This is a genomic window from Pseudomonas sp. 06C 126 (genome assembly GCF_001855215.1).
Classification (GTDB): Bacteria; Pseudomonadota; Gammaproteobacteria; order Pseudomonadales; family Pseudomonadaceae; genus Aquipseudomonas; species Aquipseudomonas proteolytica.
Window position 1 is genome coordinate 31,110 of sequence record NZ_MIFU01000013.1, and the last position, 19,614, is coordinate 50,723.

The 19,614-nt window shown below is 63.5% G+C and carries 16 protein-coding genes; 5 read left to right on the top strand and 11 right to left on the bottom strand.

Going from position 1 to position 19,614, the window contains the following annotated elements; translation table 11 throughout:
• Nucleotides 1-14 precede the first annotated feature (14 nt).
• Nucleotides 15-740 (bottom strand): cobalt-precorrin-6A reductase, encoded by a 726-nt coding sequence (locus BHC62_RS04040; protein ID WP_070994294.1) that lies wholly within the window; start codon nucleotides 738-740, stop codon nucleotides 15-17.
• Entirely contained in the window at nucleotides 737-1,942 is a 1,206-nt protein-coding gene (gene cbiE / locus BHC62_RS04045; protein WP_070994295.1) for a precorrin-6y C5,15-methyltransferase (decarboxylating) subunit CbiE, read from the bottom strand. Before cbiE ends, BHC62_RS04040 begins: the two co-directional genes overlap by 4 nt.
• Nucleotides 1,943-2,053: 111 nt before the next feature.
• On the opposite strand from cbiE, the gene cobG reads away from it, so the two are divergent.
• From cobG to BHC62_RS04070, 5 genes are all read left to right on the top strand, one after another.
• Nucleotides 2,054-3,358 carry a precorrin-3B synthase gene (cobG, locus tag BHC62_RS04050; protein ID WP_071609999.1) on the top strand — a complete coding sequence of 435 codons (1,305 nt, stop codon included), beginning with the start codon at nucleotides 2,054-2,056 and terminating at the stop codon, nucleotides 3,356-3,358.
• Complete coding sequence (locus tag BHC62_RS04055) at nucleotides 3,351-3,977, top strand: precorrin-8X methylmutase (RefSeq protein WP_029297694.1); 627 nt, start codon at nucleotides 3,351-3,353, stop codon at nucleotides 3,975-3,977. Before cobG ends, BHC62_RS04055 begins: the two co-directional genes overlap by 8 nt.
• The gene (locus BHC62_RS04060) at nucleotides 3,974-4,708 is read left to right on the top strand and encodes a precorrin-2 C(20)-methyltransferase (RefSeq protein WP_370694595.1); all 735 of its coding nucleotides are present in this window, start codon (nucleotides 3,974-3,976) and stop codon (nucleotides 4,706-4,708) included. The genes BHC62_RS04055 and BHC62_RS04060 overlap by 4 nt, the downstream gene beginning before the upstream one ends.
• Entirely contained in the window at nucleotides 4,708-6,345 is a 1,638-nt protein-coding gene (gene cobJ / locus BHC62_RS04065; RefSeq protein WP_070994297.1) for a precorrin-3B C(17)-methyltransferase, read from the top strand. The genes BHC62_RS04060 and cobJ overlap by 1 nt, the downstream gene beginning before the upstream one ends.
• 297 nt (nucleotides 6,346-6,642) lie before the next feature.
• Complete coding sequence (locus BHC62_RS04070) at nucleotides 6,643-7,425, top strand: hypothetical protein (protein ID WP_070994298.1); 783 nt, start codon at nucleotides 6,643-6,645, stop codon at nucleotides 7,423-7,425.
• An 8-nt stretch (nucleotides 7,426-7,433) separates the two neighbouring features.
• On the opposite strand, the gene BHC62_RS04075 is transcribed toward BHC62_RS04070, so the two are convergent.
• The 9 genes from BHC62_RS04075 to accC form a co-directional block, all read right to left on the bottom strand.
• Nucleotides 7,434-8,030 (bottom strand): MarC family protein, encoded by a 597-nt coding sequence (locus BHC62_RS04075; protein ID WP_029297681.1) that lies wholly within the window; start codon nucleotides 8,028-8,030, stop codon nucleotides 7,434-7,436.
• 275 nt (nucleotides 8,031-8,305) lie between these two features.
• Complete coding sequence (locus BHC62_RS04080; RefSeq protein ID WP_070994299.1) at nucleotides 8,306-11,083, bottom strand: hybrid sensor histidine kinase/response regulator; 2,778 nt, start codon at nucleotides 11,081-11,083, stop codon at nucleotides 8,306-8,308.
• 102 nt (nucleotides 11,084-11,185) lie between these two features.
• Entirely contained in the window at nucleotides 11,186-12,478 is a 1,293-nt protein-coding gene (gene purD / locus BHC62_RS04085; RefSeq protein WP_029297678.1) for a phosphoribosylamine--glycine ligase, read from the bottom strand.
• A 170-nt stretch (nucleotides 12,479-12,648) separates the two neighbouring features.
• Nucleotides 12,649-14,256, bottom strand: a complete 1,608-nt coding sequence (purH, locus tag BHC62_RS04090) for a bifunctional phosphoribosylaminoimidazolecarboxamide formyltransferase/IMP cyclohydrolase (protein WP_070994300.1) — start codon at nucleotides 14,254-14,256, stop codon at nucleotides 12,649-12,651.
• Between the two features lie 81 nt (nucleotides 14,257-14,337).
• Nucleotides 14,338-14,658 (bottom strand): DNA-binding transcriptional regulator Fis, encoded by a 321-nt coding sequence (fis, locus tag BHC62_RS04095; RefSeq protein WP_003186237.1) that lies wholly within the window; start codon nucleotides 14,656-14,658, stop codon nucleotides 14,338-14,340.
• Nucleotides 14,655-15,668, bottom strand: a complete 1,014-nt coding sequence (gene dusB, locus BHC62_RS04100) for a tRNA dihydrouridine synthase DusB (RefSeq protein WP_029297661.1) — start codon at nucleotides 15,666-15,668, stop codon at nucleotides 14,655-14,657. Before dusB ends, fis begins: the two co-directional genes overlap by 4 nt.
• Nucleotides 15,669-15,854: 186 nt before the next feature.
• Nucleotides 15,855-17,066 (bottom strand): DUF3426 domain-containing protein, encoded by a 1,212-nt coding sequence (locus BHC62_RS04105; protein WP_070994301.1) that lies wholly within the window; start codon nucleotides 17,064-17,066, stop codon nucleotides 15,855-15,857.
• Nucleotides 17,067-17,096: 30 nt separating this feature from the next.
• The gene (gene prmA / locus BHC62_RS04110; RefSeq protein ID WP_029297657.1) at nucleotides 17,097-17,975 is read right to left on the bottom strand and encodes a 50S ribosomal protein L11 methyltransferase; all 879 of its coding nucleotides are present in this window, start codon (nucleotides 17,973-17,975) and stop codon (nucleotides 17,097-17,099) included.
• A 274-nt stretch (nucleotides 17,976-18,249) separates the two neighbouring features.
• On the bottom strand, nucleotides 18,250-19,611 hold the full coding sequence (accC, locus tag BHC62_RS04115) for an acetyl-CoA carboxylase biotin carboxylase subunit (RefSeq protein ID WP_003188188.1): 1,362 nt from the start codon (nucleotides 19,609-19,611) through the stop codon (nucleotides 18,250-18,252).
• Between the last annotated feature and the right edge of the window lie 3 nt (nucleotides 19,612-19,614).

Sequence of the window (19,614 nt, forward strand, 5' to 3'; positions counted from 1 at the left end):
CGGGCGATCCTGACTTATTGAGTGAAACTTGCCAATGCTGTGAGTGTTTCTTGGGGCGTCAAAAACTCCCGATCCACCCCCGCCAGCACCGGCCGTTGCAATATCAGCACCGGTACGCCGCGCTCGCGGGCCACTTCCAGCTTGGGTTCGGTGGCGCTGCTGCCGCTGTTCTTGCTGATCAAGACATCGATCTGCCGGCGTTCGAACAACGCCCGTTCATCCGCGAGCAAAAACGGCCCGCGGGCGCCGATCACTTCGCAGCGTTCGTTGCCGGGGTATTTGTCCAGTGCGCGCAAGGTCCAGAACTGCCCGGCGGGGATTTCGTCGAGGTGTTGCAGCGGTTCGCGGCCCAGGGTGAACAACGGGCGCTGGAAGGGTTGCAAGGCCTCGATCAGCCCGGCCCAGTCGCGCACTTCGCGCCAGTCATCGGCGGGTTGTGGCTGCCAGGCGGGGCGGCGCAGGGCCCAGCAGGGGATATTGCACCTTTGTGCGGCCTGGGCGGCGTTGGCGCTGATCTGTGCGGCGTAGGGGTGGGTGGCGTCGAGGATCAGGCTGATGTGCTCGGCGCGGACAAACTGCGCCAGCCCCTCGGCACCGCCGTAACCGCCGACGCGTACCTGGCATGCCAGGTCGGTGGGCACCCGGCCGATCCCGGCCAGGCTGTAGATATGTTGCGGGCCCAGGGTGCGGGCGATGGCCAGGGCTTCAGTCACGCCGCCCAGCAGCAGGATGCGCTTCATAGCGGCTTGATCACTTCCAGCAGGGTGATGGGCAGCGCCTGGCGCCAGGTGTCGAACTCGCCCAGGGGCTGGGCCTGGGCCACATGGATGCGGGTCAGTTCGCCGCCGTGTTGTGCACGCCAGTTCATCAAGGTCATTTCGCTTTGCAGGGTCACGGCATTGGCCACCAGTCGCCCACCCGGGCGCAGGTGTTGCCAGCAGGTGTCGAGCACGCCGTCGCGGGTCACACCGCCGCCGATGAAGATCGCATCGGGCGCTTCCAGCCCCGCAAGGGCCTGGGGTGCGCTGCCGCGAATCAAATGCAGGCCGGGCACGCCGAGGGCATCGCGGTTGTGTTCGATCAACTGCTGGCGGCCGGCGTCGGCTTCAATCGCCAGGGCGCGGCAGCTGGGGTGGGCGCGCATCCATTCGATACCGATGGAGCCGCTGCCCGCGCCGACGTCCCAAAGCAACTCGCCGGGGGCGGGGGCAAGGCGCGCGAGGGTCATGGCTCGCACATCGCGCTTGGTCAGTTGGCCGTCATGCTTGAAGGCCGCATCCGGCAGGCCGGCCAGGCGCGACAGGCGCCGGGTATTGGCGTCGGCGAGGCAGTCGATGGCGATCAGGTTCAGCGCCGCAACCGGCGGGTCCTGCCAGCTTTCGGCGTTGCCATCGATGCGCCGTTCAGCGCTGCCACCGAGGTGTTCAAACACACTCAGGCGGCTCGGGCCAAAACCGCTGCTGCGCAACATGGCGGCGATAGCGGCCGGGCTCTGGCCGTCGTTGCTCAACACCAGCAAGCGCACACCGCTGGCCAGATGGGCATTGAGCGCAGCCACCGGGCGGGCGACTACCGACAGCGTCACCACATCCTGCAGCGGCCAGCCCAAACGTGAGGCCGCCAGCGACACGGAAGAGGGCGCCGGCAGGATCAACAGTTCATCTACCGCCACCTGCCGCGCCAGGCTGGCGCCGACGCCGTAGAACATCGGGTCGCCACTGGCCAGCACGCATATCGGCTCAAAGCGCCGCGCCAGCAGCGGCGCCAGGGAAAACGGGCTGGGCCACAACTCGCGCTCGGCACGAATGCACACCGGCAGCAAATCCAGCTGGCGCTGGCCGCCAATGATACGAGAGGCGCGCAACAGAGCATGCCGGGCATTCCTGCCCAGGCCCTTGAAGCCGTCTTCACCGATGCCTACTACCGTCAGCCAGGGCGACATATTGATTCCTTGAACGACATCCGACGGGCAGGCTTTTCATGCTGCCGGACAAAGCAGGCATAATACCGCGCCTTTACCCGTGAACCGGTAGCCCCCGTGAAGCCACTTCCTCTGTCCAATAGCAAACGCCCCTCGGGTTGCCCGGGGTTGCTGCGTATTGTCCAGGCGTTGGATGGTGGGATTTGCCGGATCAAATTGGCCGGTGGGGCTATCACCGCTGCGCAGGCCTTGGCCGTGGCGCACGCCGCGCAGGCTTACGCCGGCGGGGTGATCGAGGCGACCAACCGCGCCAACTTGCAGATTCGCGGCATTGGCCCGCAGCATGATGGCTTGATCACGCACCTGCTGGCTGCGGGCTTGGGCCCGACCACCGCCGGCGGCGATGACGTACGCAATGTGATGCTCAGCCCCGGCGCTGGCATCGACCGCGCGCTGCTGCTGGACACCCGGCCCCTGGCGGACCAGATCCTCGCCACCCTGCAAGCCCATCCACGGTTTCATGAGTTGTCGGCCAAGTTCGCCGTGCAACTGGATGGCGGTGAAGCCCTGGCGATGCTCGATCATCATCACGACCTGTGGTTATCGGCCTATGCCGCGCAGGGCCAGACCTTGTTGGCGTTCGGCCTGGCCGGTTGCCCCGCGCGCGACCTGCCGCTGGCCGCGGTCCGCGTGGATCAGGGGCATGACCTGGTCGTCGCGGTGCTGGAGCTGTTTCTCGACCTGGCCCGGCCCGACCAGAACCGCATGCGCGACCTGCTGGCGCAAACGTCTGTGGATAACTTTGTCGGGCGTTTGAACCTGCCCTTGCTCCCCGCCGATGGCTATCGTCGTCGCGCCACTGCGAGCCGCTTGCGCCTGGGGACTTATCCACAGCGCCAACCCGAGCGGGTCTATGTGGCCGCAGTCACGCCATTGGGCCGGCTGGCCCCAGCCATGCTGCGCGGCGCCGCGCAACTGGCCCTCGAATGTGGCGACGGCACATTACGCTTCACCCCGTGGCAGGGCCTGTTGCTGCCCAACCTGGCGCCGCACACAGCCCCGCGCGTGACTGAAGGCCTGGCGCAGTTGGGCTTCCTGTGTTCGGCCGACCAGGCCCTGGCGCGGATGATTGCCTGCACCGGTTCCAGCGGCTGCGCCAAGGCCCAGGCCGACACCAAGGCCGATGCCCTGCACCTGGCCACGCTGCTCCAGGACCACGGCCAGGGCCTGGACGTGCACCTGTCCGGCTGCCCGCGCACCTGCGCTGCGGCGCACATTGCCCCGGTCACTTTGCTGGCGGTGGGCGTTGGGCACTACGACCTCTATTTTCGCGATGCAGGCCAGCCGGGTTTCGGCCGCCTGCACGCGCACAACCTTTCTATTGAAGCGGCGGGCGCCGTGTTGCGTGCCCGTCCACGGAGCAACACCGATGATTGATTACATCCGCGACGGTCAGGAGATCTATCGCAACTCCTTTGCGATCATTCGCGCAGAGGCCAAGCTTGATCGCATCCCGGCCGACCTGGAAAAACTCGCCGTGCGGGTGATTCACGCCTGCGGCATGGTCGAGGCGATCGACGGTCTGCAGTTCTCCGAAGGCGCAGGCAAGGCCGGCCGTGAGGCCCTGGCCGCTGGCGCGCCGATCCTGTGTGATGCGCGGATGGTTTCTGAAGGGGTGACCCGGGCCCGCCTGCCGGCCAACAACCCAGTGATCTGCACGTTGCGCGACGACAGCGTGCCGCAGTTGGCGCGCGAGTTGGGCAACACCCGTTCCGCTGCCGCCCTGGAACTGTGGCGCCCGCATCTTGCCGGCAGTGTGGTGGTGATCGGCAATGCGCCTACCGCCCTGTTCTACCTGCTGGAAATGCTCGACGCCGGCGCGCCAAAGCCGGCGCTGATCCTCGGTTTCCCGGTAGGTTTTGTCGGCGCCGCCGAGTCCAAGGCGATGCTTGCCGCCGACAGCCGTGGCGTGCCGTTTGTGATCATGCAGGGCCGTCTGGGCGGCAGTGCGATGGCCGCTGCGGCGGTCAACGCCCTGGCCACGGAGGTCGAATGATGCAGGCGCGTGGACGTTTGATCGGCCTGGGCGTCGGCCCCGGTGACCCGGAACTGATCACCCTCAAGGCCCTGCGCCTGCTGCGCGAATCGCCGGTGGTGGCGTACTTCGTCGCCAAGGGCAAGAAGGGTAATGCGTTTGGCATTATCGAAGAGCACCTGGTGCCCCAGCAGACGCTGATGCCGCTGGTGTACCCGGTGACCACCGAAGCCTTGCCGGCGCCGCTGTCCTATGAGCAGGTGATCAGCGATTTCTATGACGCCGCCAGTGTCGACGTGGCCGCGCACCTGGATGCCGGGCGTGATGTGGCGGTGATCTGCGAAGGCGACCCGTTCTTCTACGGCTCCTACATGTACCTGCATGACCGCCTCGCCGAGCGCTACGACGCCCAGGTCATCCCCGGCGTGTGCTCGATGCTCGGCGGCGCTTCGGTGCTGGGCGCGCCTTTGGTGTATCGCAACCAGAGCCTGTCGGTACTGTCCGGGGTGCTGCCCCATGACGAGCTCAAGCGGCGCCTGGCGGATGCCGATGCGGCGGTGATCATGAAGCTGGGGCGCAACTTCACCAAGGTGCGCCAGGTGCTTGAGGAACTGGGGCTGGCCGGGCGTGCGCTGTATGTCGAGCGCGCCACCATGGCCAACCAGAAAATCGTCGCGCTGGATCAGGTCGAGCCGATGTCGTCGCCGTATTTCTCGTTGATCATCGTGCCGGGCGAAAGGTGGCAAGGGTGATGACGCCGGCGATCGTAATCCTCGGCCAGGGCAGCCTGGCCACGGCTCGCAGCATCCAGCAGGTGTACCCAGGCGCGCAGATCCACGGCTTGGCCGGTCGGGTGGACGGTGCCGACGAGACCTACAGTGAGTTTGGCGCGACCCTGCGCCAGTTGTATCAGCGGGGCACGCCGATCATTGCCCTGTGCGCGGCAGGCATTGTGATCCGCACGTTGGCCGCGCTGTTGCTGGAAAAAGGCGAAGAACCGGCGGTACTGGCAGTTGCCGAAGACGGCAGCGCGGTGGTGCCGTTGCTCGGTGGCCTGGGTGGGGTCAATGGCATGGCGCGGGAAATCGCGGCGGCCCTGGGTGTGGCGGCCGCGATCACCACCAGTGGCGAGCTGCGCTTTGGCACCTGCCTGCTCAACCCGCCTCAGGGCTATCAACTGGCCGACCTGGAGCTGGGCAAGCGCTTTGTCTCGGACCTGCTGGCCGGTGAGCAAGTGCGTATCGAAGGCGCGGCGCCGTGGCTGGAGCAGGCTAATCTGGCGCAGGACCAGCAGGCGCGCCTGAGCATTCATGTGGGCAGCGCCGAACGTGTGCCGGCGGCCAATGAGCTGCTGATCTATCCGAAGAACACCTGGGTCGCCTGCCGCCCGGGCGCCGAACTGGCGGCGCGGGTTCGCCAGGCGTTGCAGCAGGACGGTATCGCTGTGCAGTCGCTGGCGTGCCTGTTGGCCGACGATGCCGACATGGCCAGCGGCCAATTGCAGGAAGCTGCGCTGGAACTGGGTGTGCCACTGCGGTTTACGACGCTGGCTGCCGGGCCGGATATCGTCATCCATGGCGCTGCTGCGCCGGTAGACCTGGCGCAACTGGGCCGCCCCCGTGGCCGTCTCGCCGTGATCGGCCTGGGCCCCGGCGCTGCCGAACTGATGGTGCCGGCGGTCAAGGCTGAACTGGCGCGTTGCACCGATGTGCTGGGCTACGAAACCTATGTGCGCATGGCCGGGCCGTTTCGCGCCGACCAAGTGCAGCACTGCACCGACAACCGTGAAGAAATGCAGCGGGCGCGGCACGCCTTCGAGCTGGCGGCCCAGGGGCGTTCGGTGGTGGTGGTGTCTTCTGGCGACCCTGGCGTATTCGCCATGGCGGCGGCGGTGCTGGAGGCGTTGCATGAATCCAGCGACCCGGCCTGGCAGCGGGTCGAGCTGGAAATCTTGCCGGGGGTCTCGGCCTCCCTCGCTACCGCGGCCCAGGCGGGTGCGCCGCTGGGGCATGACTTCTGCGTGATGTCGCTGTCGGACAACCTCAAGCCCTGGTCCATCATCGAAAAACGCCTGGACCTGGCATGCCAGGCCGACCTGGCCCTGGCGTTCTACAACCCCATCTCCCGTTCGCGCCCATGGCAACTGGGGCGCGCCCTGGAAATCGTCGCCCAGCACCGCAATGCGGCAACGCCGGTGGTGTTGGGGCGGGATATTGGTCGTCCTGGGCAGACGCTGCGCACCCTCACCTTGGGCCAACTGACACCGGACCAGGTGGACATGCGCACCATGGTGCTGATCGGTTCGTCCACCACCTGTGCGTTCCCTCGGCTGAGCGGTGGCGAGTGGGTGTACACGCCACGCTGGTACGGTGAAAAACCGCTCTCCTGATGCAACAGCGGCCCCGCAATGGGGCCGCTGACGGGTAGGAAAAGACCAACTCCCGGCGATGACGTTTCCCTATCCGATGGGGCTGTTTCGACACGCCAGCCACGGTTTCTCACCTTATTGCTACAGAAGCAAACCTGCGCTTTATCAGGCTTGGCGCCCTCCCCAGTGTTTGCGGGAGCTGGCGCTGGTAGGTGCTTTTTGCCCACCGCATTCGGCGCTGCCCGGGCCCCTGAAAAAAACGCCTGGGCCGGCTAGTGTTGGCAGTAGACCCGTGTGGGTTTTTGTGGAGAAACATTCATGGAGCGAAAACATAAACGAATCAATATGGCGAAAAAGAGCAAGTTGATTGCCACTTACCGTTTACCGGTGAGCGCGCAGTCGTCGGGGGGCCCTTTACCCGCCGAGGCGCAGGTCGACCTCAATGGCGCGGTGATTAACAACAGTGTGTTCTCGTTTGTCGCGGGCATGAGCCATCTCAACAAGGAATACACCCGCAAGAGCTACCTGTTGGCCAGCAGCTATGTGAGTGACGTGCTGAACGTAACGCGCGGCAGCCAGGCCTGGTATGACGAGTTCATCAAGGTCATGACCAGCCTGGGGTGGTTGCCGATACGCAGCAGTTTTGAGCGGGTGACGACCTCCAGGAAAGGCCTGACGGTGCAGATGGCGGCGCTCAACATCATCTCGTCCACCGTGGCTTCGACGTCCCTTGCGGGCCCGTTGGCCATGGCGCTGCCCAAATTGGCAGCGGATGCCTTCGACGCGCTGAAGCAGCAGGCGGCGCCGTTTGATCTGTTCAAGCGCAACATTGTCACCCATGAAGGCGGTGACTTTGGCCTGGCGTCCTGCTCTGAAGTCGATGGCGAAGTGCTGATGATTTTGGTGACCTACAGCGCCCATGGCGTGAGCAAGAAACTGGGCGTCCCGTTTTTTGAATGGGACAGCTCCACGGTCGAAGCCTTCAGTGGTCAGACCTGCCTGATGCTCAACCCGGCGGTGGTCAACGAGGCTACCCTCAAGCAGTTGCGCAGGAGTGCAGGCGACAAGGTCTTGCAGGCCATTGCCCAATACCGGATTTGACCGCTGCCTCAGGGCACCAGATAACCGCGTATCCCGGTAAAAATGATCTGCGCGGCCAGCGCGCACACGAACAGGCCCATCAAGCGGCTGACAATCTGCAGGCCCTGGTCACCGAGGATGCGTTCGATCCGATTGGACAGGTACAGCACCACGCCTACGGTCAGGCTGGCCAGGGCGATGCTGAGAATCGCCATGAACTTGTCGTCCCAATGGGGCTGGCTGACCCCCATCACCAGCAGCGCGCCGATGGTGCCCGGGCCGACAGTCAGGGGAATGGTCAGGGGGACGATGGTCACGTCCTGCTGCACATTGTCGGTCTGTACCGCTGACTTGCCTTGGGCCATGCCTAGGGCCGAAATGAACAACACACTGCCGGCGCCGATGCGGAAGGCATCCACGGTGATGCCAAACACACTGAAAATCACCCGGCCAAACAGGTAGAGCAACACGCTCGACACCAGCGTCGCCAGGGCGACCTTCCAGGCCAGGCGCCGCCGTTCCTTGCTGGAATAGCCGCGGGTCAGGCTGATAAAGCAGGAGAGGACAAAGAAGGGGCTATACAGCACCAGCATCTTCAAATAAACGCTGAACAACACATGGAGCATGGTGGAAGCTCACAGCGAAGGAAGGGCGAGGGGGAGTCTATCAGGCTTGTGGGCTTTCTGTGGCTAGGGGGCTTTCTGAGGAGAGTGGGCTTCTGTGGTCAGGGGGCCTCTGTGGAGAGTGGGCTTTTTGTGGCGAGGGGGCTTGTCCCGCTGGGCCGCGAAGCGGCCCCACCCGCCTCATTGAGTTCTTTCAGTTAAATCCGGATAGCAGGTTTTAGGGCCGCTTCGCAGCCCAGCGGGGGACAAGCCCCCTCGCCACAGGGAGCCTCCTTGCCTCAGGAGGTGTGCGCCTGCTCCGCCGGCTGCTCGCGCTGTGTCACCCAGTACTCCACCAGTTCGCGCAGTTGCGACAACTCCACCGGCTTGGCCATATGCCCATCCATCCCGGCCTGGCGTGCGCGTTCCTTGTGTTCCGAGAGAATGTGCGCGGTCAGTGCCACCACCGGCGTGCGGGTGCGCTGGTTGCTGACTTCCCAGACCCGCAGCTGTTGGGTCGCAGAGAAGCCATCGAGGATCGGCATTTCGCAGTCCATCAATACCAGGTCGTAACGCTGGGCCTTCATCGCCTGCAAGGCTTCCTCGCCATTGCTGGCGGTATCGGGTTGCAGGTTGAGCTTGCCGAGCATGCCGCGAATCACTTTGGTGGAGATGCTGTTGTCTTCGGCCACCAGGATGCGGAAATCACTGGGCACGGTGACGGCCACAGGAACGTTCGGCGCGATGTGGCGGGGTTGGACCACGCCTTTGCTGCGCTGGGTCAGTTCGTCGGCCAGGGTGGTCTTGAGGGTGTAGCCCGCAACCGGCTTGGCCAGGATGCGTTTGATCCCGCAGTTGCGCGCGATGATCTTGCTCGGGGCATTGCTGATGCCGGTGAGCATGATCAGCAGGATGTCGTGGTTCAGGCTCGGGTCTTCCTTGATCTTCGCCGCCAGTTGCATGCCGGTCATGCCGGGCATGTTCTGGTCCAGCAGCACCACGTCGAAATAGTCGCGCAGGTGCGCCTTGGTGCGCAGCAGGGCCAGGGCTTCCTTGCCCGATGGCACGGCGCTGACGTTCAGGCCCCAGGCGGTGCATTGCTGCACCAGCACCTTGCGGCAGGTGTCGTTGTCGTCCACCACCAACACCCGCGCGCCTTGCAGCGGGCCGTCGAGATCGGAGGTCGGGTGCTCCAGGCGCTCGGGGTCCAGCGGCAAGGTCAGCCACAGGGTGCTGCCTTGCTGGCTGCCGGCCTTGATGCCGAACTCGCCATTCATCAGCAGGATCAGTTGGCGGGCGATCACCAGGCCGAGGTGGCCGCTCAGGCGGGTGGCCGACAGGAAATTCTTGCTGTGCAGTTCGCTGTGCAGTAGGGCGTCGCGCTCGGTGGCTTCCATCGGCAGGCCGCTGTCTTGCACGGCGATGCGCAGGCGCGGTTTGCTGCTGCGTTCATCCAGGGCGACCACGATCAGCACTTCGCCTTCGTCGGTCTTTTGCAGGGCATTTTCCAGCAGGCTCAGCAGGGCCTGGCGCAGGCGTGTCGGGTCGCCGCTGATGACCCGTGGCACCTGGGGCTGGATAAAGCTGATCAGTTCGACGTTCTGCTGCTCGGCCTTGGCGCGGAAAATACTCAGGCAGTCTTCGATCAGGGCATTGAGGTCGAACTGCACGTCGTCCAGTTCAATCTGCCCGGACTCGAGCTTGGAAATGTCGAGAATCTCGTTGATCAGGGTCAGCAGTTCATTGCCGGCGCTGTGGATGGTCTGCACGTAGTCACGCTGTTTGACCGACAAAGGCGTGCCCAACAGCAATTCGGTCATGCCCAGTACGCCGTTCATGGGCGTGCGGATTTCATGGCTGATCTTCGCCAGGAACTCGGCCTTGGCCGCGATCTCGGCGTTGCTGGCCGCCAGGTCGCGGCTGAGGCTGAAGCGATCCTCGACGATGCTGCGCTGGCGCTCGCCCAGGGCCTGGCTCATCAACAGGCCGCTGACGCAGATCACCGCCAGCAGGGTGATGATCAGGCCTTGCGGGGCCACCAGGGTCAGGCCCAGCAGGGCCGGGAGGATAATCAGCGTGCCAGTGTTGAATACCACCATGGCGAGCAAGAACAGGCGTGCAGGCCGGTAGCCTTTTTGCCAGTGGTAGGCCGAGACAAACAGCATGCTCAGGCCGGCCAGTGCCACCAGGGCATAGGTGATGATGTTCAGCGGCAGGGTGTTGACGAACAGCAGTAACAGGCCGCACAGGACGATTAGCAGGATATCGGCCATCAGCAGCTTGTTCAGCGGGTGCGGGCCCAGTGGCGCGAAGAAGCGATAGGCGAACATCAAGCCGCACGGCGCGGTCAGCAGCAACGCCATATAGGCGCCCGGCGTTTGCAGGGCGTGCCAGTTCGGCAGCCAGGGGCCCAGCAGGTTGAGCAGCAGCAACAGGCTGAGCAACAGCAGCACTTCGCAGGCCGCCAGCCACAGGCTGCTGCGCGAACGATGGTAGGCGTAGCGGGTAAGGTTGTGCAGGATCAGCATCAGCAGGCAGCCGAACAGCAGGCCATAGACCAGGGTCTGGGTCTGGTTGGCGGCAGCCATCACGGCCGGTTCCAGGGTCAGGTACGGCCGCAGTTCGTGCTCCGAGACCAGGCGCACATACACATCCAGGGGTTTCTGGCTCTGGGGCATGGGCAGCATGAAGTCGCTGCTCGGCAGCGGACGTTCAGCCTGGGGTTGGCGGGTGCCGGTATTCACTTGCTCGATCAGCGTGTCGCCGTCCAGCACATACAGGTTGAGGTGCGCCAGGTCCGGCGCGAATACCCGCAGCACTTGCTCGTGCTTGCCCGGTTGCAGCCTGAAACGTACCCACAGCGCGCCATTGGGCTCGGCGGCGGTGATCCGGTCCAGTTCGATGGGGCTAAATTGGTTGTTGTAGCGGGGGGAGCGAATGTCGCTCAGTTGCAGGTCGGCCTGTTCATCGAGTAATACGGCCCAGCCACTGCCTTGCGCGACGGCCTGGGCCGGCAACAGGCAGAGCAAGGTCAGCAGGCTGACAGTAAAAACTATGGCGATCCTGAGCCAGCGCACGGCGAAATCCCTTCGTAGGTTGATGCACGGGGTTAACTATGCGCGGGACCGCAATAGGACGGCAAGGGCCAAAGGCCCTTGCCTAGCCGAACGGATAGCTGGTTACTGATCTTCGCCGCGCTCACGGGCAATGGCACGATAGCCGATGTCCTTGCGGTAGAAGCAGCCCTGCCAGTCGATCTTGGCGGCCAGCTTGTACGCTTGCTGCTGGGCGGCATCGACACTGGCGCCCATGGCCGTGGCGCAGAGTACACGGCCACCGGCGGTGACGACCTGGCCGTCCTTGAGCGCGGTACCGGCGTGGAACACCTTGCCTTCGAGTGTCGCGGCCGCATCCAGGCCCTGGATCACATCACCCTTGGCGTAGTCGGCAGGGTAACCACCAGCCGCCAGCACAATGCCAACGCTCGGACGTGGATCCCACTGTGCTTCAACCTTGTCCAGGGCCTGGGCCAGGGCGGCTTCCACCAGCAGCACCAGGCTCGACTGCAGGCGCAGCATCACCGGTTGGGTTTCCGGGTCGCCGAAGCGGCAGTTGAACTCGATGACTTTCGGGTTGCCGGCCTTGTCGATCATCAGGCCCGCGTACAGGAAGCCGGTGTAGACATTGCCTTCATCGGCCATGCCACGCACGGTCGGCCAGATCACCAGGTCCATCACGCGCTGGTGCACCTGGGCGGTGACCACCGGGGCAGGGGAGTAGGCACCCATGCCACCGGTGTTCGGACCGGTATCGCCGTCGCCGACGCGCTTGTGGTCCTGGCTGGTAGCCATCGGCAAGACGTTCTTGCCGTCGACCATCACGATGAAGCTGGCTTCTTCGCCGTCGAGGAATTCTTCGATCACCACGCGCGAACCCGCGTCACCGAAGGCATTGCCGGCGAGCATGTCGCGCACGGCGTCTTCGGCTTCCTGCAGGGTCATCGCCACGATCACGCCTTTACCGGCGGCCAGGCCATCGGCCTTGATCACGATCGGTGCGCCTTTTTCACGCAGGTAAGCCAGGGCCGGCTCGATCTCGGTGAAGTTCTGGTAGTCGGCGGTCGGGATCTTGTGGCGAGCCAGGAAATCCTTGGTGAAGGCTTTCGAGCCTTCCAGCTGGGCCGCGCCCGCAGTCGGGCCGAAGCAGTCCAGGCCACGGCTGCGGAACAGGTCCACGACGCCCGCCACCAGCGGTACTTCCGGGCCGACGATGGTCAGCGACACGTTCTTTTGCGCAAAGTCGGCCAGTTGCTCAAGGGCCAATACGTCGATGGCGACGTTTTCGCACTTGGCTTCAATGGCGGTACCGGCGTTGCCGGGGGCCACGAATACTTTCTGCACGCGTGGGTCTTGGGCGACTTTCCAGGCCAGTGCGTGTTCACGGCCACCGCTGCCAATGATCAAAACATTCATTTCAAAAACCTCGGATGATGCTCAATTCTTGGGAGCACTGTGAGCCGCTTTTCTGTAGGAGCTGGCTTGCCTGCGATAGCATCAACTCGGTCGCACTGAAACTCCGAGTTGTCTGCATCGCAGGCAAGCCAGCTCCTACACAAGCCAGTGCCCGCTTGGTATCAAATCTGTCAGTGACGGAAGTGGCGCATGCCAGTGAAGACCATCGCGATACCGGCTTCATCAGCCGCGGCGATCACCTCGGCATCACGCATCGAACCGCCCGGTTGGATCACGGCAGTCACGCCCGCTTTTGCGGCGTTGTCCAGGCCATCACGGAACGGGAAGAATGCGTCGGAAGCCATCACCGAACCCACCACCTGCAAACCGGCGTGTTCAGCCTTGATCGCGGCGATGCGCGCCGAGTTCACACGGCTCATCTGGCCCGCGCCGACACCGATGGTCTGGCGGTTCTTGGCGTAGACGATGGCGTTGGATTTAACGTACTTGGCCACTTTCCAGGCAAAGATCAGGTCGTTGATCTCTTGCTCGGTCGGTGCGCGCTTGGTCACAACTGTAAGGTCTTGGCTGCCGATCATGCCGATGTCGCGGCTCTGTACCAGCAAACCGCCATTGACGCGCTTGTAGTCCCAGGCAGCGGCACGGTCAGCCGACCACTCGCCGCAGGCCAACAGACGCACATTAGCCTTGGCCGCCACGATGGCACGGGCCTCGCTGCTGACGCTTGGCGCGATGATCACTTCCACGAACTGACGCTCGACGATGGCCTTGGCGGTCTCGGCGTCCAGTTCGCGGTTGAACGCGATGATGCCGCCGAATGCCGATTCGGTATCGGTGGCGTAGGCCAGTTCGTAGGCCTGGCGGATCCCGCCTTCGGCGTCCGGGCTCACGGCCACGCCGCATGGGTTGGCGTGCTTGACGATCACGCAGGCCGGCTTGACGAAGCTCTTCACGCACTCCAGCGCGGCGTCGGTATCGGCCACGTTGTTGTAGGACAGCTCTTTGCCTTGCAGTTGGGTCGCGGTGGCGATGCCCACTTCGGCAGGCTTGGCTTCCACGTAGAACGCCGCGCTCTGGTGCGGGTTCTCGCCGTAGCGCATTTCCTGGGCCTTGATGAACTGGCTGTTGAAGGTGCGTGGGAACTGGCTGCGGCCTTCAGTGCTGAGGGTCTCGGCGGCCTGGTTCACGGTGCCCATGTAGTTGGCAATCATGCCGTCATAGGCGGCGGTGTGCTCGAAGGCCTTGAGCATCAGGTCGAAACGCTGGGCGTAGGTCAGGCCGCCGGCTTTCAGGCTTTCCAATACGTGGGCGTAGTCGCTGGCGTTGACCACGATGGCCACGTCTTTATGGTTCTTGGCCGCCGAGCGCACCATGGTCGGGCCGCCGATATCGATGTTTTCGATAGCGGTCGGCAGGTCGCAGCCTGGCTTGTTGATGGTGGCTTCGAACGGGTAGAGGTTAACGGCCACCAGGTCGATCGGCTTGATGCCGTGCTCGTTCATGATGGCGTCGTCGATACCGCGACGGCCGAGGATGCCGCCATGGATTTTCGGGTGCAGGGTCTTGACCCGACCGTCCATCATTTCTGCGAAACCGGTGTAGTCCGCGACTTCTACTGCGGCCACGCCGTTGTCCTGCAGCAGTTTGAAGGTCCCGCCCGTGGAGAGGATTTCCACACCCAGGGCTTCCAGCTCCCGGGCAAATTCGAGGATCCCGGTCTTGTCGGAAACACTGATCAAGGCGCGGCGGATCGGCAGGCGGGTAGTCTGGTCGGTCATCTCAATTTCCATCAAAAGCAAAGGAGTCAGCAAAAAAGGCGACCGGTTTTACGCGGGCGCCTTTCTGGTTTGATTGAATGCTTACAGCAAATCGTACTGTTTGAGCTTCTTGCGCAGGGTCCCACGGTTCAGGCCCAGCAGCTCACTGGCTTTGGTCTGGTTGCCCTTGACGTAGTTCATCACGCTTTCGAGCAAGGGCGCCTCGACTTCGGAGAGCACCAGGTTGTACACATCCGTGACGGCCGCGCCCTCAAGGTGGGCGAAATAATTGTGCAGCGCTTTCTCGACGCTCCCGCGAAGGGTCTGGCCTTCTTCGCTCGGCGTGTTGAGGTGCTGTTTCAAATTGACGTTGTCGCTCACGGGTGTTGTTCCACTCACTAAAGTCTCGGTCATCATCGTCATGCGGCCACCCCTTCTCCGTCCCCTGCTCTCAGGCTCTTGTCTCGTTCGGCAAAGAACTCACGAACGGCGGTGACCTGTGCTTGCGTTTCATCCAAACGATTGAACCCTGCGCGAAACTCTTTGGCGCCGGGCAGGGTTGCGAGATACCAACCCACATGCTTGCGAGCAATGCGCGCGCCCATCACGTCCCCATAGAAGGTGTGCAGGGCGGCCAGATGCTCTAGCAGAATACGTTCCACCTCGATCAGCCCCGGTGCCGGCATGATTTCGCCGGTACGCAGGAAGTGCTCGATCTCACGAAAGATCCATGGCCGCCCCTGGGCGGCCCGGCCGATCAACAGGCCATCGGCACCGGTTGCGTGCAGTACGCGCCGGGCTTTCTCGGCCGAGTCGATGTCGCCGTTGGCAAAGACCGGAATCGACACCGCCTGCTTGATCGCAGCGATGGTGTCGTATTCGGCTTCACCGGTATAAAGGTCAGCGCGGGTGCGGCCATGCACCGCCAATGCTGTAATGCCTGCCTGTTCGGCGATCTTCGCCACCGTCAGGCCGTTCTTGTTGTCCCGGTCCCAGCCGGTACGGATCTTCAGGGTGACCGGTACATCCACTGCGCCGACAACGGCCTGCAGGATCTCGGCCACCAGTTGCTCATCCTTCAACAGGGCGGAACCGGCGGCCTTGTTGCAGACCTTCTTGGCCGGGCAGCCCATGTTGATATCAATAATCTGTGCACCCAGCTCTACGTTGGCCCGGGCCGCATCCGCCAGCATTTGTGCATCACCACCGGCGATCTGTACCGAGCGGGGCTCGGGATCACCTTCGTGGATCATGCGCATCCGCGATTTGCGGGTGTTCCACAAGCTCATGTCGCTGGTGACCATTTCCGAGACTACAAGGCCCGCGCCCAAACGTTTGCACAGCTGACGAAAGGGCTGGTCGGTGACGCCCGCCATCGGGGCGAGAATCAAAGCGTTTGGCAATGTATATGGGCCGATGCGTACCGCCGACATAGGACTTCCCTGTTGTGGGGCCGGATCATTAGAGTTCGAAAAAGGGTTGGCATGATACCCGCTCTCGATGACTGGTTAAAGGCTGAATTGGATAAAATCTGAGCAGCTATTTTCTTATCGCCAGCGGTTTGGTCGTGGACGGGCAAGTCAATAACCTGCCGTCCGAACCTTGACGCGCGCGGCCAATCACTCGGGGGAGTGGAAACTGAGACTGTAGTTCACAGCTTTGTTGCCCGGGTCGAGAATGTCCAGGGCGATATGGATCGGGGTCTGGGATGGCATCTCGGTCTGGCCGGCCAACTCACCGCTGAGGTACTCGGCGGGCTTGAAGCGCCGGCTGGCGATCATCCGGCCATTGAGGTCGGCAAAGCGCAGCTCCAGCAGCGGGAACGGCTGGGAGAAGGTGGCGCGGTTGTAGATGATCGCATCCACCACCAGCGCGCCGGCGAACTCGGGATGGCTGCGCACCACCAGGTTACTGCTCTTGATATGGGCGATATCGACCCGCGACGGCACGGTGCAGCCCAGTTTCGGGCACAGCTCCTGGAACCACGGCCGGTATTTGTCCTGGCGGGCCAGTTCGTCGAACTGGTAGGCGATGTACTGTCCGGCGAGCGCAGCGGCGGCCAGCAGCACCAGGGTCAGCCAGAACAGGCGGCGGCCCCAGCCAGCGGGGCGTTTGCCGGTGTAGAGGTGCAGCGGGTCGTCTTCCAGGTCCTGCAGCATCTCGTCATGGGCATTGGAGGCGGTGCGGGAGCGCTTGCGGCGCGGTTCAGGCTCAGGCTCGTCCGGTTCGCTGCCGAGCGTTGGCTCGGGCGGGTCGAGGGCGTCGGCGGTATGCAGCACCGTCGGCTCGTCGTCCACCTCGTGAAGGTCGAAGGACATCGAAGGCTCGGTGCGCAGGGGTTTGCCCGTGGGTACTGGGGCCGGCTCGACGGCTTCCTCGGCGTGGGCGATTGTCGCAGCCCGTTCGTCTGGTGGATCGCTGAACAGGCTGGCGGCCCATTGTTCTTCTTCGGCCTTGGCGGTGTCGCGGCTGGCGCTCATCGACTCGTCTTTTTGCCGGCGGTCGGCGCTGGCTTGGCGCCGTTCGCTGCCCTGGGGCTGAGTGTGCTGGATCTCCCGGCGCTCCAGCTTGGCCAGTTCCTCGTCCAGGTCCAGGTTATCCAGGTCCAGCTCTTCGGCGCTCCATTGCTTCTGGCTGATGGCGCGCGGCGCAGCTTCGGCGCTTGGCGCCTCAGGTGCGTGGGCACGCTGCTCCAGCAACTGGCGGGCAGCATTGAACACTTGCAGGCAAGAGCCACAGCGAACCACGCCACGGGCCACGCTCAGTTGAGCATGGCTGACGCGGAAACGGGTTTGGCAATGCGGGCACTGAGTGACGAAACTGTCGGTCATGCGGCCATCCGATTCATGCAGGCGCTCATTCTAGCGCCGACGACCGCTGATGCGTACCCAGCCATCGCGGTTGGCGATGGGGTCCAGGTCGAAGTCCTGGGCATAGGCGGCGGCGACTTCTTCACCCTGCTCGGCGAGGATCCCCGACAGCGCCAGGCGCCCGCCAGGCTTGACCAGGCTCGACAGTTGCGGGGCCAGCGAGACTAGCGGCCCGGCAAGGATATTGGCGACCAACACGTCGGCCTGTACCTGGGGCAACTGCTCCGGTAGGTACAGTGGGAATTTGTCTTCAGGGATGTTGTTGCGCCCGGCGTTATCGCGGGAAGCTTCCAGGGCCTGCACGTCGATATCGGTGCCGACCGCTTCCTTGGCGCCCAGCAGCAGCGCGGCGATGGCCAGGATCCCCGAGCCGCAGCCGAAGTCCAGCACGTTACAACCGTGCAAGTCCTGGCCGTCGAGCCATTCCAGGCACAGGGCGGTGGTTGGGTGGGTGCCGGTGCCGAATGCCAGGCCCGGGTCCAGCAGCAGGTTGACGGCCTCAGGCTCCGGGGCGGCATGCCAGCTGGGTACGATCCACAGGCGCTGGCCGAAACGCATGGGTTGGAAGTTGTCCATCCAGCTGCGTTCCCAGTCCTGGTCTTCGATCACTTCACTGTGGTGCTCGGGCAGCGGGCCGCCGGTCAGCAGTTCCATATGGGCAAAGACGCTGGTGGCGTCGGTGCCATCTTCGAACAGGGCCAGCAGGTGGGTGTGGGACCACAGCGGCGTGGTGTTCAGCTCAGGCTCGAAAATCGGCTGGTCTTCGGCGTCCATGAAGGTCACCGACACGGCGCCCACTTCAAGGAACGCGTCTTCATAGGTTTCGGCTTGTTCTGGGCTGATGGCGAGACGGACTTGCAGCCAAGGCATGGCGGGCACCTTTGAAAAAATGAGTGTGCAGCGGGGTGGGGCTGCGAAAGGGCGCAAGTTTACGCGAGAGCAGGCCAGAAGACGACACCACTGAAAGCACTGGGGGCCAAATGTAGGAGCTGGCTTGCCTGCGATGGCGGGGTGTCAGCGTGCTCATCAGTGCCTGGCCCACCGCTATCGCAGGCAAGCCAGCTCCCACAGGGTTTTGTGGTGTTCTTGCGTGACCATAAACAACAAAACCGCCCGAAGGCGGTTTTGTGAGTGGAGCACAAACTTACTGGTTGGCCAGCTTGTGTTCCAGGTAGTGAATGTTCACACCACCTTCGCAGAAGCCTTCATCACGAACCAGATCCCGATGCAGTGGGATGTTGGTCTTGATGCCGTCGACCACGATTTCGTCCAGGGCGTTGCGCATACGGGCCATGGCCTCGTCGCGGGTGGCGCCCCAGGTGATCAGCTTGCCGATCAACGAGTCGTAGTTGGACGGAACCTTGTAGCCGCTGTACAGGTGCGAATCCACACGCACGCCGTTGCCGCCTGGCGCATGGAAATGCTTGACCAGGCCAGGGCTTGGGATAAAGGTTTTCGGGTCTTCGGCGTTGATCCGGCACTCCAGGGAGTGGCCGTGCATCTTCACGTCGTCCTGGGTGAAGGACAGCACGTTGCCAGCGGCGATGCTCAGCATCTCCTTGACGATGTCGATACCGGTGACCATCTCCGAAACCGGATGCTCTACCTGCACGCGAGTGTTCATCTCGATGAAGTAGAAGCGGCCGTTCTCGTAGAGGAACTCGAAAGTCCCGGCGCCACGGTAGTTGATATCGATGCAAGCCTTGACGCAACGTGCCAGGACTTCCTGACGCGCCTTTTCATCCAGGCCCGGCGCCGGAGCTTCTTCCAGGACCTTCTGGTGACGACGTTGCAGCGAGCAATCGCGGTCGCCCAGGTGGATGGCGTGGCCCTGGCCGTCGGACAGTACCTGGACTTCCACGTGACGTGGGTTGGTCAGGTATTTTTCCAGGTAGACCATCGGGTTGCCGAACCAGGCGCCCGCTTCCGAGCGAGTCTGCTTGGCTGCTTCGATCAGGTCTTCTTCCTTGTGCACCACGCGCATGCCGCGACCACCACCGCCGCCGGCGGCTTTGATGATCACCGGGTAACCGACTTCACGACCAATGCGCAGAGCGGTTTCCTCGTCTTCCGGCAGCGGGCCGTCGGAGCCTGGAACGGTTGGCACGCCGGCTGCGATCATGGCGTCCTTGGCCGAAACCTTGTCGCCCATCAGGCGAATGGTCTCGGCTTTCGGGCCGATGAAGGCAAAGCCGGATTTTTCCACCTGTTCGGCGAAGTCGGCGTTTTCCGCGAGGAAGCCGTAGCCAGGGTGGATGCCATCAGCGCCGGTCACTTCAGCCGCGGCGATGATGTTCGAGACCTTCAGGTACGAGTTCGTGGCCAGTGGCGGGCCGATGCAGATGCTTTCGTCCGCCAGTTTCACGTGCATCAATTCGGTATCGGCCGTCGAGTAAACAGCGACGGTCTTGATGCCCTCTTCCTTACAGGCGCGCAGGATACGCAGCGCGATCTCGCCGCGGTTGGCGATCAGGACTTTTTGCAGTTTCTTCGCAGGTTTCAACATCGA

Excerpts from the sequence above, each read along its gene's own strand:
- BHC62_RS04040 (WP_070994294.1), bottom strand. The coding sequence starts at position 740 with ATGAAGCGCATCCTGCTGCTGGGCGGCGTGACTGAAGCCCTGGCCATC.
- cbiE (WP_070994295.1), bottom strand. The coding sequence starts at position 1,942 with ATGTCGCCCTGGCTGACGGTAGTAGGCATCGGTGAAGACGGCTTCAAG.
- BHC62_RS04055 (WP_029297694.1), top strand. The coding sequence starts at position 3,351 with ATGATTGATTACATCCGCGACGGTCAGGAGATCTATCGCAACTCCTTT.
- BHC62_RS04060 (WP_370694595.1), top strand. The coding sequence starts at position 3,974 with ATGATGCAGGCGCGTGGACGTTTGATCGGCCTGGGCGTCGGCCCCGGT.
- cobJ (WP_070994297.1), top strand. The coding sequence starts at position 4,708 with ATGACGCCGGCGATCGTAATCCTCGGCCAGGGCAGCCTGGCCACGGCT.
- BHC62_RS04070 (WP_070994298.1), top strand. The coding sequence starts at position 6,643 with ATGGAGCGAAAACATAAACGAATCAATATGGCGAAAAAGAGCAAGTTG.
- BHC62_RS04075 (WP_029297681.1), bottom strand. The coding sequence starts at position 8,030 with ATGCTCCATGTGTTGTTCAGCGTTTATTTGAAGATGCTGGTGCTGTAT.
- purD (WP_029297678.1), bottom strand. The coding sequence starts at position 12,478 with ATGAATGTTTTGATCATTGGCAGCGGTGGCCGTGAACACGCACTGGCC.
- purH (WP_070994300.1), bottom strand. The coding sequence starts at position 14,256 with ATGACCGACCAGACTACCCGCCTGCCGATCCGCCGCGCCTTGATCAGT.
- fis (WP_003186237.1), bottom strand. The coding sequence starts at position 14,658 with ATGACGATGATGACCGAGACTTTAGTGAGTGGAACAACACCCGTGAGC.
- dusB (WP_029297661.1), bottom strand. The coding sequence starts at position 15,668 with ATGTCGGCGGTACGCATCGGCCCATATACATTGCCAAACGCTTTGATT.
- BHC62_RS04105 (WP_070994301.1), bottom strand. The coding sequence starts at position 17,066 with ATGACCGACAGTTTCGTCACTCAGTGCCCGCATTGCCAAACCCGTTTC.
- prmA (WP_029297657.1), bottom strand. The coding sequence starts at position 17,975 with ATGCCTTGGCTGCAAGTCCGTCTCGCCATCAGCCCAGAACAAGCCGAA.
- accC (WP_003188188.1), bottom strand. The coding sequence starts at position 19,611 with ATGTTGAAACCTGCGAAGAAACTGCAAAAAGTCCTGATCGCCAACCGC.